Origin of the sequence: Streptomyces tatrensis (genome assembly GCF_049310065.1) — a bacterium.
Classification (GTDB): Bacteria; Actinomycetota; Actinomycetes; order Streptomycetales; family Streptomycetaceae; genus Streptomyces.
Genome location: NZ_JBMDLB010000011.1, coordinates 573,690 through 588,030, shown reverse-complemented (window position 1 = coordinate 588,030; position 14,341 = coordinate 573,690). Strand labels below are relative to the sequence as shown.

14 protein-coding genes and 1 pseudogene are annotated in these 14,341 nt (G+C 75.3%); 7 read left to right on the top strand and 8 right to left on the bottom strand.

Annotated features, from left to right (window positions below):
• Window positions 1-126: 126 nt before the first annotated feature.
• On the top strand, window positions 127-1,041 hold the full coding sequence (locus ACODT5_RS18325; protein ID WP_422520376.1) for a LysR family transcriptional regulator: 915 nt from the start codon (window positions 127-129) through the stop codon (window positions 1,039-1,041).
• A gap of 24 nt (window positions 1,042-1,065) precedes the next feature.
• Here ACODT5_RS18325 and ACODT5_RS18320 read toward each other — a convergent pair.
• A pseudogene (locus ACODT5_RS18320) lies at window positions 1,066-2,295 on the bottom strand (MFS transporter); the annotation flags it as partial.
• 38 nt (window positions 2,296-2,333) lie between these two features.
• A complete protein-coding gene (locus ACODT5_RS18315) occupies window positions 2,334-2,939 on the bottom strand; it encodes a TetR/AcrR family transcriptional regulator (RefSeq protein WP_422520375.1) in 606 nt (201 codons plus the stop codon).
• 113 nt (window positions 2,940-3,052) lie between these two features.
• Here ACODT5_RS18315 and ACODT5_RS18310 point away from each other — a divergent pair, with 113 nt between their 5' ends.
• The gene (locus tag ACODT5_RS18310; protein ID WP_422520374.1) at window positions 3,053-3,313 is read left to right on the top strand and encodes a DUF6158 family protein; all 261 of its coding nucleotides are present in this window, start codon (window positions 3,053-3,055) and stop codon (window positions 3,311-3,313) included.
• Window positions 3,314-3,343: 30 nt separating this feature from the next.
• Here ACODT5_RS18310 and ACODT5_RS18305 read toward each other — a convergent pair whose 3' ends face one another.
• Window positions 3,344-3,514 (bottom strand): DUF6126 family protein, encoded by a 171-nt coding sequence (locus ACODT5_RS18305; protein ID WP_385374550.1) that lies wholly within the window; start codon window positions 3,512-3,514, stop codon window positions 3,344-3,346.
• Between the two features lie 34 nt (window positions 3,515-3,548).
• Window positions 3,549-3,953: a hypothetical protein gene (locus tag ACODT5_RS18300; protein ID WP_422520373.1), complete on the bottom strand. Its 405-nt coding sequence runs from the start codon at window positions 3,951-3,953 to the stop codon at window positions 3,549-3,551.
• 97 nt (window positions 3,954-4,050) lie between these two features.
• On the opposite strand from ACODT5_RS18300, the gene ACODT5_RS18295 reads away from it, so the two are divergent.
• Together ACODT5_RS18295 and ACODT5_RS18290 are read left to right on the top strand one after the other, a co-directional pair.
• A complete protein-coding gene (locus ACODT5_RS18295; RefSeq protein WP_422520372.1) occupies window positions 4,051-4,611 on the top strand; it encodes a TetR/AcrR family transcriptional regulator in 561 nt (186 codons plus the stop codon).
• A 50-nt stretch (window positions 4,612-4,661) separates the two neighbouring features.
• Window positions 4,662-6,185 (top strand): MFS transporter, encoded by a 1,524-nt coding sequence (locus tag ACODT5_RS18290; protein WP_422520371.1) that lies wholly within the window; start codon window positions 4,662-4,664, stop codon window positions 6,183-6,185.
• A 25-nt stretch (window positions 6,186-6,210) separates the two neighbouring features.
• Here ACODT5_RS18290 and ACODT5_RS18285 read toward each other — a convergent pair whose 3' ends face one another.
• Genes ACODT5_RS18285 through ACODT5_RS18275 form a run of 3 tightly spaced genes read right to left on the bottom strand, consistent with a single transcriptional unit; the run spans window position 6,211 to window position 9,766 of the window.
• On the bottom strand, window positions 6,211-7,365 hold the full coding sequence (locus ACODT5_RS18285; RefSeq protein WP_422520370.1) for a serine hydrolase domain-containing protein: 1,155 nt from the start codon (window positions 7,363-7,365) through the stop codon (window positions 6,211-6,213).
• Window positions 7,362-9,254 (bottom strand): carboxylesterase/lipase family protein, encoded by a 1,893-nt coding sequence (locus ACODT5_RS18280; RefSeq protein WP_422520369.1) that lies wholly within the window; start codon window positions 9,252-9,254, stop codon window positions 7,362-7,364. Before ACODT5_RS18280 ends, ACODT5_RS18285 begins: the two co-directional genes overlap by 4 nt.
• The gene (locus ACODT5_RS18275) at window positions 9,254-9,766 is read right to left on the bottom strand and encodes a mycothiol transferase (protein WP_422520368.1); all 513 of its coding nucleotides are present in this window, start codon (window positions 9,764-9,766) and stop codon (window positions 9,254-9,256) included. Before ACODT5_RS18275 ends, ACODT5_RS18280 begins: the two co-directional genes overlap by 1 nt.
• A 184-nt stretch (window positions 9,767-9,950) precedes the next feature.
• Between ACODT5_RS18275 and ACODT5_RS18270 the strand changes: the two genes are divergently transcribed.
• Window positions 9,951-11,033 (top strand): hypothetical protein, encoded by a 1,083-nt coding sequence (locus tag ACODT5_RS18270; protein WP_422520367.1) that lies wholly within the window; start codon window positions 9,951-9,953, stop codon window positions 11,031-11,033.
• Between the two features lie 78 nt (window positions 11,034-11,111).
• A complete protein-coding gene (locus ACODT5_RS18265; RefSeq protein ID WP_422520366.1) occupies window positions 11,112-12,155 on the top strand; it encodes a PHP domain-containing protein in 1,044 nt (347 codons plus the stop codon).
• 47 nt (window positions 12,156-12,202) lie between these two features.
• Here ACODT5_RS18265 and ACODT5_RS18260 read toward each other — a convergent pair whose 3' ends face one another.
• Window positions 12,203-13,018: a VOC family protein gene (locus ACODT5_RS18260; protein WP_422524957.1), complete on the bottom strand. Its 816-nt coding sequence runs from the start codon at window positions 13,016-13,018 to the stop codon at window positions 12,203-12,205.
• A gap of 215 nt (window positions 13,019-13,233) precedes the next feature.
• Here ACODT5_RS18260 and ACODT5_RS18255 point away from each other — a divergent pair, with 215 nt between their 5' ends.
• Window positions 13,234-14,310, top strand: coding sequence for a GNAT family N-acetyltransferase (locus tag ACODT5_RS18255; protein ID WP_422520365.1), 1,077 nt, complete (start codon window positions 13,234-13,236; stop codon window positions 14,308-14,310).
• Window positions 14,311-14,341: the final 31 nt, after the last annotated feature.

The following is a 14,341-nucleotide window of genomic DNA, read 5'->3' as shown; positions in this document are numbered from 1 at the left end:
CCGGTTCCGCCCTCGCGATGGCGGGACCGGGTTGCCGCCCTGGGCCGTGAACTGATCGTCGGACAGCCGGACATCCAAGTCAATCCACTGGATTTCTCTCAACCCCCAAGGGATACCTTGGAGGTTGTGACCCTCGATGATCTCCGCGTCTTCGTCGCCGTCTGCCGGGCCGGCAGCCTCAGCGCCGTCGCCCGCGACCTCGGCCGCACCCAGTCGGCCGTCAGCCAGCACATCCGCCGACTGGAGAAGGAGACCGGCACCGCGCTCCTGGAGCGCCACCCGCGCGGGGTCTCGCCCACTGGGGCCGGCCTGATCCTCCAGGCGGCCGCCGCCGACGGCATCGCCGGGCTCGACGGAGCCCTGCGCCGGCTCGACGACCTGGTACGGGGCGACGGCGGCTCGGTCCGCGTCACCACCGGGGCCACCACCGTGCGCCACTTCATGGCCGGGGCGATCGTCGCGTTCCGGAGCAGCCACCCCCGGGTCAGCCTGGAGTTCCAGACCGAGAACTCCAGCCGGAGCTGCTTCGAAGCCCTCGCCGCCGAAGACCTCGACCTCGCCTGGATCACCATCGGCGCCCCCGTCCGGGGCATCGAGCAACGCCCCGTCATGCGGCTGCCCTGGGTCCTCGCGGTCGGCGCCGACGACCCCCTCGCCGCCCGCTCCCGCCTGGAGCCGGCCGACCTGGGCGCCGTCCGGCACATCCGGCTGCCGGAGAACTCCACCTCCCGCGCCCAGCTCGACGCCGCCCTCGCCGAAGCCGGCGTCCGGGTCAGCTCCGACACCAGCGCCGCCGACTGGGACACCGCCCTCCTCCTTGCCGAACTGGGCCTCGGCCACGCCGTCGTACCGGCGCTGCCCGGCTGGCAGGTCCCCGGGTCAGACGGACCGCTGCGCCTGGTGCCGGTGCCCGCCCTGCCGCCGCTCGCCGTCGGCTGGGCCGTCCGGCGCTGGTCCGCTCTCTCCCCGCTCGCCCGCGCCTTCGCCGACGAGGTGGCCCGCAGCTGCGTGGCCCGCGCGACCGCCCCCGGGCAGCCGTGACGCGGGCAGTTGTGACACCGGCAGTCGTGACGACGGCAGCCGTGACGCGGGCAGCAGGCCTACGGCGGCCAGCGCGGTCAGCGCCGAGACCGAAGCCCCGGTCCCCGCGGCCACCGCGATGCCGAGGGCGGGGCCGACGTTCATCGCCGTCTGCTTGAGCCCGCCCACCACCCCCGCGTGCCCGGCCGGGGCGTCCCCGACCACCACCCCGGTGGCCGTCACCATCACCGCGGCGAAGCCCGCGCCGAGCACCCCGAACCCCCAGCCCGGCCCCAGTCCCGCGATCCCGAGCGCCACCAGCCCGGTCCCCGCCACCGCCGTTCCGCGGGCCCCGAACCGGCGCAGCAGGGCCCCCGCCACCGGTGCGCCGACGACCATGGCGGCCGTCATCGGCAGCACGCGCAGCCCGGTCGCGAGCGGATCGAGCCCCGCCGCGTCCTGGAGCGCGAAGCCGGCCCCGAACAGCGCCCCGAACAGTGCGGCGGAGACCACGGTCAGCAGCGCGACGGACGCCGTCACCGGGACGGAGCGGGCCACCGGGCGCGGCACCAGGGGCTGGGCGGAGCGGCGCTCGGACCGTACGAACAGGGCCCCCAGGGCGGCCGCCGCGGCGAACCCGGCCAGGGTCCGGGGCCCGGACCAGCCGTGTTCCGGTGCGCCGGCCAGCGCGTGGACCAGCGCCGCGAGGGCCGTCGCGAGGAGCACCGCACCGCCGGGCCGGATCCGGCCCGGCTCGGTGGGCGGGGGCGCGGGGACCCGTACGAACAGGGCCGCCGCCGCGATCGCGAGGGCGGCGGGGACGTTCGCCACGAACACCGCGCGCCAGCCGAAGTGTGCGATGAGCGCACCCCCGAGCAGCGGCCCGGCGGCCGCGGCCAGCCCGATCGCAGCGGTCCGCACCGCGACCGGCCCGCCGATCCGCCCGGGCGGGTACGCGAGCCGCAGCAGGGCGAGCGTCGCCGGCTGGAGCAGTGCCCCGAACAGCCCCTGGGCCGCGCGCAGGGCGATCACCCAGCCGACCCCGGGAGCGAGCGCGATGCCCGCCGAGGCCGCCGCGAAGCCGAGTACGCCGGCGAACAGCAGCCGGGTGTGCCCGTACCGGTCACCCAGCCGGCCCGCGAGGACCAGGAAGGCCGCCACACTCAGCAGGTACGCGCCGCTCGTCCACTGAACCTCGGCCAGACTCGCGCCGAGGTCCCGCCGCAGGGTGGGCTGCGCCATCAGCAGCACCGTCCCGTCGAGGGCGACGAGCATCGCGCCGCCCGCGCTGACGCAGAGCGCGAGCCGGGGCCTCACGGGCGGCGCTCCGGCAGATGGGCGTCGAGGGCGGCGTCGACCACCCGGTCGACGGAGCCCTCCGTCCCGCCGTCGAGCACGAGCGGGAGGCTGCCCCAGGCCCACAGTTGCGCCACGCCGTGCAGATTGGCCCAGAGCGCGGCGGCGGTGATGCGGGGGGCTCCGGCCGTCCCGCACCGGGTGACCAGCGAGACGAGCAGCTCGAACAGCGGCAGCGTGGAGTCCCGGAGCCGGGCCCCCGGCGGCCCCTCCTGCCCGCCGCCGTCCAGCAGGTCGTGGCGGAACATCAGCTCGAACATGCCGCGGTGCTCCAGCGCGTAGCCGACGTACGCGCGCCCCAGCGCCCGCACCTGCCCGCGCGGATCGTCCGCGCCCGGGCCCGCCAGCGCGGCGGGGATGCGGGAGCCGAGCTCCTCGAACCCGCGCCGGGCGATGGCGGACAGCAGTGCGTGGTGGGTGGCGAAGTACCGCCGGGGCGCCCCGTGGGACACCCCGGCGCGGCGGGCGATCTCGCGCAGCCCGAGCGCGGCGGTCCCCTCGCTCGTCACGAGCTCCACACCGACGTCGATCAGCCGCTCGCGCAGCCCGCTGTCCTGATCCATGGACCGTGTCTACCACCGAGCCGTAGACAGTGTCTATCTCTCCCCCTCGGAGATGATGGGATGAGCGCGGCCGGGCGAGGGGCCCGGCCCGGCCGAGGGAGAGGTGACCTGCCATGGCGGAGCGCGAAGCCCGCGAGGCCGGGCCGTCGGCGGGCGGGCTGGAAGAGGGCCGCCTGATGAAGGAGCTCGAAGCCATCCACCGCACGCGTCACGAGACCCTGCTGTACGGATCGGACGACGCGCTGGTCACGCACACCCGGCGGATGGAGGAACTGGAGCGCGAGTACGTGCGCCGCCACCCGGAACGCGCCCAGACCACCGGCCGCACGCGCTCGGGCGCCCGCGCCCGCACGGGAGCGGAAGAACAGGGCTGAGACCCCGGACGGGTCCGGGGGCCTGGGGGCCTACTTCTCGGCGTGCTCGCCCAGCACGAACAGCAGCCAGACGAACCCGGCGAAGAGGTGCGTCCCGGCGATGTAGAAGGACGCGCGCAGCAGCACGCCGTTCTCCTTCCACTTCTCGTACCTCGCCGCCGCGGCACGGGCCTGCTCGGAACCCTGCTTCTCGTCCGTCATCACCCGAACAGCGTACGGGCGCATCCGCTCCCGATCAGACGGCGTACGGGTAGAGCGCGATCCGCTCCCGATCGAAACACAGCCGTACCCAGCCCGGGATCACGCCGTCCGGCAGCGGCTCGGCGGCCTCCAGGAGGATGTGGCTGTCGCCGAGCCGGAACGAGAGGACGCCGTCCTCCTCGGCGTCCAGCTCTCCGCGCGGGAACGCCGAGGAGTGCCCTCCCTCCCGGATCCCCGGCCCGGCCGCCGGGTCCGCGGGCCCGGCGTTCCCGCCCCAGGCGACGTCCTCGTCGATCATCCACTCGACGTGGTACTCGCCGGGCTCCGCCGCCGGATCCCCGCACCAGGCCGCCGCGAGCTCCCCGTAGGGGGTCCGGACCCTGGCGAGGAGGGGGCATCCGGGTATCCGGGGTCCGATCTCGAGCAGTTCGATCAGCATGCGCCGATCATGCCGCAGGCTCCGGCGTGCGCGTGCCGCGCAACAGACTTGCTTCATGTGAGACAAATTTGTATCGTTTGATACGAAGGAGGATCGCATGATGAACGAAGAAGAGCTGCTGGACGGCGCCGCACGCGTGCTCGCCGGCGATCACAGTGCCTCCATGGCGCACATCGCCGCGGGCATCGGGACCAGCCGCGCCACGCTCAGCCGTCGCTACGCCACCCGCGAGGCGCTCCTCAAAGCCGTGGCCGTGCGGGCCATCGACGTGGTCGACGGGTGCCTCGCCCCCGCCGACCTCCCCGAGAGCGCCGACGGGGCGGAGTTCGACGCCGCGCTCGAGCTGCTCGTCACCGGGCTGCTGCCCGCCGCGCACCTGTACGGGTTCACCTCCCGCGACGCCACCGTGCTCGCCGACCCCGAGTTCCGGGCCGGGATCCAGCGCCAGGACCAGCGGGCCCTCGCCTTCCTCGCGCTCGGACAGCGCCTCGGCCGGCTCCGCGTGGACCTGCCCGCGTACTGGATCTGGTACTCGCTGTGGGGGCTCCTCGACGCCGCCGCCGAGGGCGTCCGCGACGGCCACCTCGCCCGCCGCGACATCGGCCGGCTCGTCCTCGCCTCCTTCCTCAGCGGAACCCGGCCGCCCTCCGCCGCCTGACCCCGCACCCCACCGCGTACGACCGTGAAACAACCGTGAACGGAAACCCCATGCACACCCCCACGCAGGACCCGCGCCGCTGGATCGTGCTCACGATCCTGTCCGGCAGTCTCCTGCTCATCTCGATGGACACCACGATCCTCAACGTGGCCTTCCCCTCGCTCGTCGGCGACCTCCAGCCGGGCGCCGTACAGCAGCTGTGGATCATCGACATCTACGCCCTCGCCCTCTCCGGGCTGCTGGTCACCGCCGGCGCCCTCGGTGACCGCTGGGGCCGCAAGCGACTGCTCATGGCGGGCTTCGGCATCTTCGCCCTCGCCTCGCTCATCGCCGTCTTCTCCACCGAGGCCTGGCACGTCATCGCGGCCCGCGCCCTCCTCGGCGTCGGCGGCGCCGCGATCATGCCCTCCACCCTGTCGATCCTGCGCAGCGTCTTCACCGACGCCAAGGAACGCGCCTTCGCCCTCGCCGTCTGGGCCGCCGTGTTCGGCGGCGGCATGGCCTTCGGCCCCGTCGTCGGCGGCCTGCTCGTCCAGGACTACGGCTGGCACTCCGCCTTCCTCCTCAACCTGCCCGTCACCGCGGTGATCGTCGCGGCCGGCCTGCGCTACCTCCCCGAATCCCGCTCCCCGCGCTCCACCGGCACGTGGGACTGGACCGGCGTCGGCCAGTCGATCGTCGGCATGCTCGCCCTCGCGGGCGGCATCAAGCAGCTCGGCAAGAGCGGTGTCGCCGACCCGCTGCCCTGGGCCCTGCTGGTCCTCGCCGTCGTCGCGCTGACCCTGTTCGTCCGCCGCCAGCTCCGCGTGCCCAACCCGCTGCTCCAGGTCCGGCTGTTCACCAAGCCCGCCTTCAGCGTGGCCGCCACCGCGATCTTCCTGCCCATGGTGGGCATGGGCGCGATCCTGTTCCTGGTCACCCAGTGGTTCCAGTACGGCCAGGGGTACACCCCGCTGGAGGCGGGCCTGCGCCTGCTTCCCGCCCCGCTCGCGCTGATCTGCGCCTCGATGGTCGCCCCGACCCTCATGCAGCGCTTCGCGATCCGCCACGTGCTCGGCGGCGGCCTGGTCGTCCTCGCGGCGGGCATGGCCCTGCCCTGGACGCTCCAGCAGTTCACCGGCCTCGGCTACCCCGCCTTCGCCGTGGCGCTGACCATCATGGGTCTCGGCGCGGGCATGGCCACCACCGTCGCCTCGGTGACCCTCATCTCCGCGGCCCCGGCCGACCAGGTCTCCAGCGCCGCCGCCATCGAGGAGACCTGCTACGAACTCGGCTCGGCCATGGGCGTCGCCATCCTCGGCTCCACCGCCGCCACGCTCTACCGTGGCAACCTCCCGGCCCTGGACCTGGATTCCGCCACCCTGGCCGCCGTACGGGACTCCGTGGGCGAGGCCGCCCACACCGCCGAACAGCTCGGCGGCGGCGTCGGCCGGGCCCTGCTCGACGCCGCCTCGCAGGCCTACACCCTCGCGATCACCCCGGCGTTCCTGATGGCCGGCGTCCTCGCGATCGCCGCCGCGGCGACCACCTGGACGCTGATCCCGCGCGACCTGAGGCCGACCGAGAACCACTGAGGGCAAGCAGGGGGAGAGCGAGGTCCTACGCGGCCTCCTGGCCGGCCGCGTACGCCCACACCGCGCGCATCGTCTCCGGCATCGGCGACGGGCCGGTCAGCTCCCGCTGGGTCAGCAGGATGGTGACGGCCCCCGTCGAGGGGACGATGTGGGCGGCGGTGCCGGTGCCGCCGATCCAGCCGTAGCGGCCGGGCACGTTCCACGGGTCGGCCGGCGTGACGTCGACCGACCCGCCGAACCCCCAGCCCTGGCCGTCCAGGAACAGTTCGGCCCCGGCCCGCTGGGCCGGGGTCAGCCAGTCGGTGGTCATCCGCCGCACCGAGTCGGCCGAGAGCAGCGGGCCGCCCCCGTCGAGCAGCATCCGGGCGAAGCGGTGCAGGTCGTCCGCCGTGGAGACCAGCCCGCCCGCACCGGACGGGAAGGCGGGCACGGTGCTCCACTGCCCGTCGGGGGCGTCCACGAGGTCGAGGCCCCCGTCGGAGCCGGGCCGGTACAAGTGGGTGAACCGGCCCGACTGCCCCGCCGGCACGCCGAAACCGGTGTCGGGCATGTCCAGCGGCTCGAAGATCCGCTCCGCCAGGAACTCCGGCAGCGAGCACCCCGCCACCCGGGCGATCAGCACCCCCAGAACATCCGAGCAGGTGTTGTACAGCCAGGCCTCGCCCGGCTGGTGCAGCATCGGGATCCGGCCCAGCGCGGCCATCCACTCGTCCGGCTCCGCGACCTCCTGAGGCCGCGGCGGGCCCTGGCGCAGCTCGCCGAAGAGCGGTGCGACCGCCGGGAGCGAGAAGTCGGAGGGAAAGCCCCACCCCGCGCGGAAGGTCATCAGATCGGCCACCGTCACCGGTCGCTTCGCCGGGACCACGTCGTCGACCGGGCTCGCGGGCGTCCGTACGACCACCGGTGCGGCGATCTCCGGCAGCCAGGGGGCGACGGCGTCGGTGAGCGCGAACCGGCCGTCCTCCACCAGCATCATGACCGCCGCCGCCGTGACCGGTTTGGTGAGCGAGGCGATCCGGAAGATCGAGTCGCGGACCATCGGGGCCCCGCCCCCGGCGTCCGCGCTGCCCACGGCGGCCACTTCGGGCCCTTCGCCGTCGCCCCGGTCCACCAGGGCCACCGCCCCCGGCAGGGTCTTGTCGTCCACGTACGGCCGGAGGACCTCGGTCAAACCGGTCATGGGCCCATCCTTTCGAGATCGAGGGTCTGTCCTGCGGAGTCCCACAGCCCGCAGTGGTGCCGGGCCGCCGCGTCCACGGGACGGATGCCGCCCGGGGACCCCGGCGCCAGGGACAGTACGGCGGGGGAGCGCGGCCACCACGGCCCCGTCCCGGGGGCGTTCGGATCGCCGGTCGCCGCGAAGCGGGTCCAGTAGCCGGTCATCCGCTCCGCGAGCGCCCGCTGCGGGGCGCTCATCGGGAGCCCGGTGTCGAAGAGGTACGGCAGCTCGGAGCCGTGCGAGGCCCCGTACGGGAAGCCGGGCACCGGCGGCAGCCCGGTGAAGTCCGGTGCGAGGCGGTCGTCGAACCCGTAGTCGTACGCCGGCACGTGCCGCGCCAGCGCACGGCTGTCCCGCAGCTGCGGGCAGACGAAGGAGGCGTCCGTCAGCACGGCGGCGAAGGCAAGCGCGGGCGTCGGATGGGCCGTCAGCGGATAGGCGGCCTCGACGAGTCCGGCCGCTCGCGCCCCGAACGCGGCGCGCAGCCGCGACCGGTAGGCCTGTGCGTCGGCGACGGGGTAGGCCGCCAGGGTCTGCCCGAGGAAGATCCGCATCTCGTCGCGGGTCGAGCCCTGCATCACCGGGACCCGGTGGAACTCCCCGCGTTCCAGGGCCCGTCGGGGCTCGGTGGGGAGCAGCGGGGTGCCGTAGGACACCGCGGAGAAGAGCGTCATGAGTTCGGGTGTCGCCAGGGCCTCGGGGGCGAGCCGGCGCAGGCACCCCAGTACCTCTTCGGCCTCGCTCCGGCCGCAGCCGAGCCGGGCCGCCGCGGCGGCCCCCTGGGCCACGGTGCGGGGCTCCGGCACGAAGGGCTCGTAGGCGGGCAGCGCGGGGAGCAGCGAGTGCGCCGGGACGGTGAGCGAGCAGGAGCCGCTCTGCACGATCGCCCGGTGGAACAGGCCGGCCGAGGCGGGGGAGGCGAGGTGCAGGCAGACGCTCAGGGCTCCGGCGGACTCGCCGAAGACGGTGACGTTGCCGGGATCGCCACCGAAGCGGGCGGCGTTGGCCCGCACCCAGCGCAGGGCCGCCTGCTGGTCGGCGAGCGCGAAGCCGGGGGCGCCGTGGAGCGCGGGATGCCCGAAGAGCCCGAAGATCCCGAGCCGGTAGTTGACCGTGACGACCACGGCCCCGCCCGCCGACGCCAGCCGGCCGGGCCGGTACAGGTCCCCGGCACCGTTCATGAACCCGCCGCCGTGGAACCAGACCATGACGGGCCGGCCGGAGGTGTGCGGGGCCGCCGGGTCCGGGGAGGCCGGATGCGGGGAGGCCGGCTTCGGGGCCGTGACGTTGAGGACCAGGCAGTCCTCCGAGCCGCTCGGGCCACCCGGTCCCACCGCGGGCAGCTGCACGCAACGGGCCCCGGGCGCACCCGCGTCCCGTACGCCCGTCCAGCGCGCGGCGGGCTCCGGGAGCCGCCAGCGCAGTGGCCCGGTCGGCGGGGCGGCGTACGGGATGCCCTCGAAGGTGCGGTACCCGGCGGCCTCCCGCCCGCGGACCGCTCCCCGGTCGGTGTCGACGACGGGCCGCTCGCCGGTGCCGGTGCCGGTGGCGGTGTGGGCGCCGGTGCGGGCGCCGACACCCGCGCCCGAACGGTCCGCGGTCCGGCCGAGCCCGGCTCCGCCGAACGGTGCGAACGCGGTCCCGGCCCCCGAGCCGCCGATGGCGCCGGCCTCGGCGGGCACCACCGATACGGCTCCGGCCGCCGATCCGGACTCGGCCCCGGTCCCGGTCCCGGTCCCGGACTCGGCCCCGGTCCCGGTCCCGGTCCCGGAGGGTGATGCGGCCGACGCCGTGGCTGCCGGGGCGGCCACGAGGAGGAGGGCCAGCAGCAGGGCTCCCGCGGACGCCATCAGCGGCCCCTCGTCAGCACGCCCCGGACGAAGGCCGCCTGCCCCGCGTGCTGGAGGTCGTCGCCGATCACGCTGACCAGCCGCACCCCGAGGGTCACCGGCGGGTCCCACCGCTCGTCGACCACCCGGTCCAGATCGGCGGCGGACAGCCCCTGGAGGAACCGCCCGGTCTGCTCGTGGACCGCGTCGACGTACCCCAGCAGCAGCTCCTGCGAGTCGACCCGGACGGAGCCGGCCTCGTCGGCGGTGTGCCCGTAGCCCGTGGACCCGGGTGGCAGCGGGAGAGCGAACCGCTCGTCCCAGCCCTGCGCGTGCCAGACCTGTTCCCAGCCGGCCGCGTCCGCCACGTGGTCGTCCTGGACCCGGGTCAGGTGCCAGACGAGCCAGGTGATCGAGTTCGCACCGGGATCGATCCGCGCGTTCAGCTGTCCGGGCTCCAGCCCCTCGACCGCCTCGTGCACCACGTCCCGGATCCGGCCGAACGCGTCGGCCAGCACCTCCGTACCCTTCATGCCCCCACCATGCCCACGGCGAGCCCCGACCGGGCCCGCGGCACCGCGGGGGACCCCCGTTTGCCCGCCCCGAATGGCGCAGCGCGGCCGGGTGCCGCTGAATGTAACAAAGCGTGCGCTTCCCATGACGCACGATGACCGGCGCGCGATGTGTAGACCCGCGCGTCGGCGAACGGAGCTTTCCATGAATGACCCGATCACGCTCGCCGCGACGGAGTACGAAGAACCGCGCCGGCTCCCCGACACCACGGACGTCCGGCCGCCGGCACCCGGCACGGACGACCTCGACTTCGGCCCCGAGCCCGACTCCGAGCCCGACTCCGAGCCCGACTCCGAGCCCGCCTCCGAGCCCGGGTACGGGACCGCTCCCGAGGCCCAGGCCGGTCCCGGGGCAGGGGCAGGGGCCGCACCCGGCCCGGACCCCGGACCCCGGTCCGCAGGAGCGACCGCCCGCACCCTCCTGGAGACCGCCGCCACCGGCCGCCCGGTCCGGGAGGTCACCGACCTGGTGAACCTCCTCAAGGAATCCGGACAGGTCCCCAACCCCGGACACGCGGCGCTGCGCGCTGCCGCCGTGGCCCGGCCCGTCCACGAGGTCCGCGAGATGGTGACCCTGCTGGGCGAGCCCCCGCACGAGCGGGTCGAAACCGACATCACGCTGCGGGCCGCCGCCCTCGGACGGCCCATCGAGGACGTGGCCCTGCTCGTCAGCATCCTCGGCAGCGGCGAACAGCCCCCGCAGCACCGCCCCGAGCCCGCGGACCGGGTACGGACCCCCGTCCACCCGCCCGCACCGCAGGCCCGGGCACAGGCGCAGGTCCCGGCCCGGGGTCCGTCCCCGGTCCCGGCCCGGGGCACGGCAGGGCCGGGCAAGGGCGCGCTGCGCCACATACTGCGCTGGCCGGTGGCGCTCGCCCTGCTCCTCTGTGGTGCGCTGCATGTCCCCGGTGACCTGGCGGCCCTCGCCTCCGGCGACCCCGGCGGGCTGCTCGCCCTGGCCGTCACCCTGCTCTGCCTGACCGCTGGCGCCCTGCTGGCGGTACGGGACACGGCCGGCGCGTGGCGGGCCGGCGCGGTGGTCGCGCTCGGCGTGGCCGGGCTCCACGTGGTCGGCGGAGTCGCGGGCTTCGACCCGCTCGGCGGCGCGGTCGGCGGCACCCTGGAGTGGGCCGGCATCACCGCGGTGCTGAGCGCGGCGGTCGGCGCCGTACTCGCCGGCCTGGCCCTGCAGTACCGTCCGGCGGCGGACCCGGCCGACGGCGCCTGACCCGGGCGGAGAGGGGGCCCGGGGCACAGACCCGGGCCCCCTCCCCGCCGCTCGTCGTTTCGCGGAGGGAGACACGCGATGGACCCGGTGGCCGCGCTGGACCGGATCGCCTTCCTGCTGGAACGCGCCCAGGAGCCGACCTACCGGGTCCAGGCCTTCCGTACGGCGGCCGCCGCCATCGGACGGATGGGCGAGGGCGAGCTGGCCGAACGGGTCGGTGCGGGCACCCTCGAAGCGGTCAAGGGCATCGGCCCGAAAACCGCCCAGGTCGTCCGCGAAGCCCTCGGCGGCACGATCCCCGCGTACTTGCAGGGGCTGGAGGAGAAGGCCGCCGCCCACCCCGTGGGCCCGCCGCCCAGCCCCGGGGCCCTCGCCCTGCGCGCCGCCCTGCGCGGCGACTGCCACCTGCACTCCGACTGGTCGGACGGCGGCAGCCCCATCGAGGCGATGGCCCGGGCCGCTGCCGCCCTCGGGCACGACTGGGCGGTGCTCACCGACCACTCGCCGCGCCTGACCGTGGCCCGGGGACTCTCCCCGGAACGGCTGCGCGAGCAGTTGCGCACCGTCGCCGAACTCAACGCGACCTGGGCCCCGTTCAGGCTGCTCACCGGCATCGAGTGCGACATCCTCGACGACGGCTCGCTGGACCAGGAGCCGGAACTCCTGGCCGAGGTGGACCTGGTGGTCGGCTCCGTCCACTCCAAGCTCCGGATGGACGCCCGCGCCATGACCCGGCGGATGGTCGCCGCCGTGCGCAACCCGCACCTCGACGTCCTCGGCCACTGCACCGGGCGGCTGGTCACGGGCAAGACCCGGCCGGAGTCGGAGTTCGACGCAGAGGCCGTCTTCGCGGCCTGCGCCGAGTCGGGCGCCGCCGTGGAGATCAACAGCCGGCCCGAACGGCTCGACCCGCCGCGCCGGCTGCTCCGGCTCGCCGTGGCCGCGGGCACCCTCTTCGCGATCGACACCGACGCGCACGCCCCGGGACAGCTCGACTGGCAGACCCTCGGCTGCGAACGTGCCCTGGAATGCGGGGTGACGGCCGACCGGGTCGTCAACACCTGGTCCGAGGCCGAGCTCGTCGACTGGACCCGGACCCGCCGGACGCCGCAGTCCCGGTAGATGGGGCAGGGCAGCCGCGACGGATCCGGCAGCCCCCGGCGGATCTGTCAGCCGCCGTCGGTCTCGCCGCCAGTCCGGCCGTCCGTTCCGCCGTCGGTCCCGCCGTCCGTTCCGTCGTCCATCCCGCCGTCCGTCCGCGACGAGGTGAGGGTGAAGAGCGCCCCGTCCGGATCGCGCAGCGCCACCCACCGTTCGGTCGCGCTCGACGAGGGCTCGGACACCGTGCGTCCGCCCAGCGCGACCGCCGCCTCCACCGCAGGCTCCAGCGCGGGCACCCGGAAGTGCACGTGCCAGCGCGGCCGGGTGTACGGACTGTAGGAACCCGGCTCCACGGGACCGCTGTCGAGGCGCGCCACCGGCTCCCCCTCCTGGCGGAGCACGACGCGGTCCTCCTCGTACGCGACCTCGCAGCACCCGGCGCGGCCGGTGGCCCACTCCAGCACCTCCCCGTAGAAGATCGCCGACTCGAAGGCGTCCCGGGTGCGCAGCTCCAGCCAGGCCGGTGCCTGTCCCGTACCGACCCGCCAGCCCGAGGAGACCTGGCCCTCCCAGATCCCGAACACCGCCCCGTCGCGGTCCGCCACCAGCGCCCCGCGGCCACCCGACTCGAAGGAGACCGGGCCGACCGCGATCGTGCCGCTGCGCTCCCGGATCCGGTCCACGGCCACGTCGGCGTCGTCGACCGCGAAGTACGGGGTCCAGGCCACGGCCACCGCGAGATCCCCGGCCAGGGCCCCGATACCGGCCACCGGCATCCCGTCGAGCTCGGCCACCTTGAAGGCCGCGCCGAGCCGCGCGGGCCGGAACCGCCAGCCCGCGACCTCACCGTAGAACCGCTGCGCCGCGCCGAGATCCCGGGCCATCAGGCTCACCCAGCACGGCGCCCCGAAGACGTCCCTCGTCGAAATCTCCACCGTTTTGCTCCGCCCTTCACCGGGGCGCGGTCAGCGCGCCGTCCCAGCACAAGCAGTAGCGCCCCGGCCCCGGCGGTGGCCCGCAGGCGCGCCACCGGGACCACCGGCCGTGGGGCACGGATATCCCCTTGGCGGCACCTGGACGGGCGCCTAGGGTGCCGCCTATGAGGATCATGGACTCCAAGGACGTCGACGCGGCCGTCTCGCTCACCACGCGGGCGCTGCGGGACGTCGCGCACCTGGACTGGGACGTTCCGGCCGCCGGCCTCGAGTGGAGCTGCCGAGACACCGCCGTCCACGTGGCCGAGGACTTCACGGCCTACGCCGCCCAGCTCACGGTGCGCGCGGCCGACGCGTACGTCCCTCTGGAGATACGGGCCGAGGAGGGGACCGGACCGGCCGGCCTGGTCGACATGATGGAGGCCTCCGGCGGGTTCCTGTCGGCCGCCGTGGCCCTCGCCGGGCCCAGTGCCCGCGCGTGGCACCCGTACGGCGCGGCGGGCGCGGACGGGTTCGCGGCGATGGGCGTCGTCGAGGCCCTGCTGCACACCCACGACATCCTCGGCGGACTCGGCGTCCACGACTGGGAGCCGGACCCCGCACTCGCCGAAGGCGTCCTGGACCGGCTCTTCCCGCACGTTCCGCGCGGCCACGAGGCCTGGCGGACCTTGCTCTGGGCGACGGGCCGGGGCGAACTCCCCGGCCTGGCCCGTCAGACGACCTGGCGCTGGTACGCCGAACCCGTCGAGGCCGAGCGCGTACTGCTCTGCCCCATGTCCCCGGCGGTCGCGGCCGACCTGCAAGCCGGCGGCAGCGGCGGCTTCGCCTGGGTCGAGGACGGCCCCGCCGACGACACCCGGGACGCCGGGGGGATCGTGACGAGGGCGCGCGAGGCGGGGACCTACCGGGCGGGCTGGGGACCGTACGTCATCGTCCGCACGAGCGACCGCAAGGCGATCGGCGGCATGGGCTTCCATGCCGCCCCGGACGCGGACGGGCGCTCCGAGGTCGGCTACGACCTCGTCCCCTCCGCGCGCGGAAACGGCTACGCCACCGAGGCGCTGAAGGCACTTTCGGCCTGGGCCTTCGCCCGGCCGGGCTTCACCCGGCTGGACGCCACGACGGACGAGGACAACGCACTCTCGCAGGCCCTGCTGCGGCGGGCCGGTTTCACCGAGGCCGGTACCGGGGAGGGCCTGGTCCGGTACGTCCTACGGGGCTCCGGGGCCGAGCGGCGCTAGGTCCCCGCCGGGCCCCCGGCCCGGAGAGCAG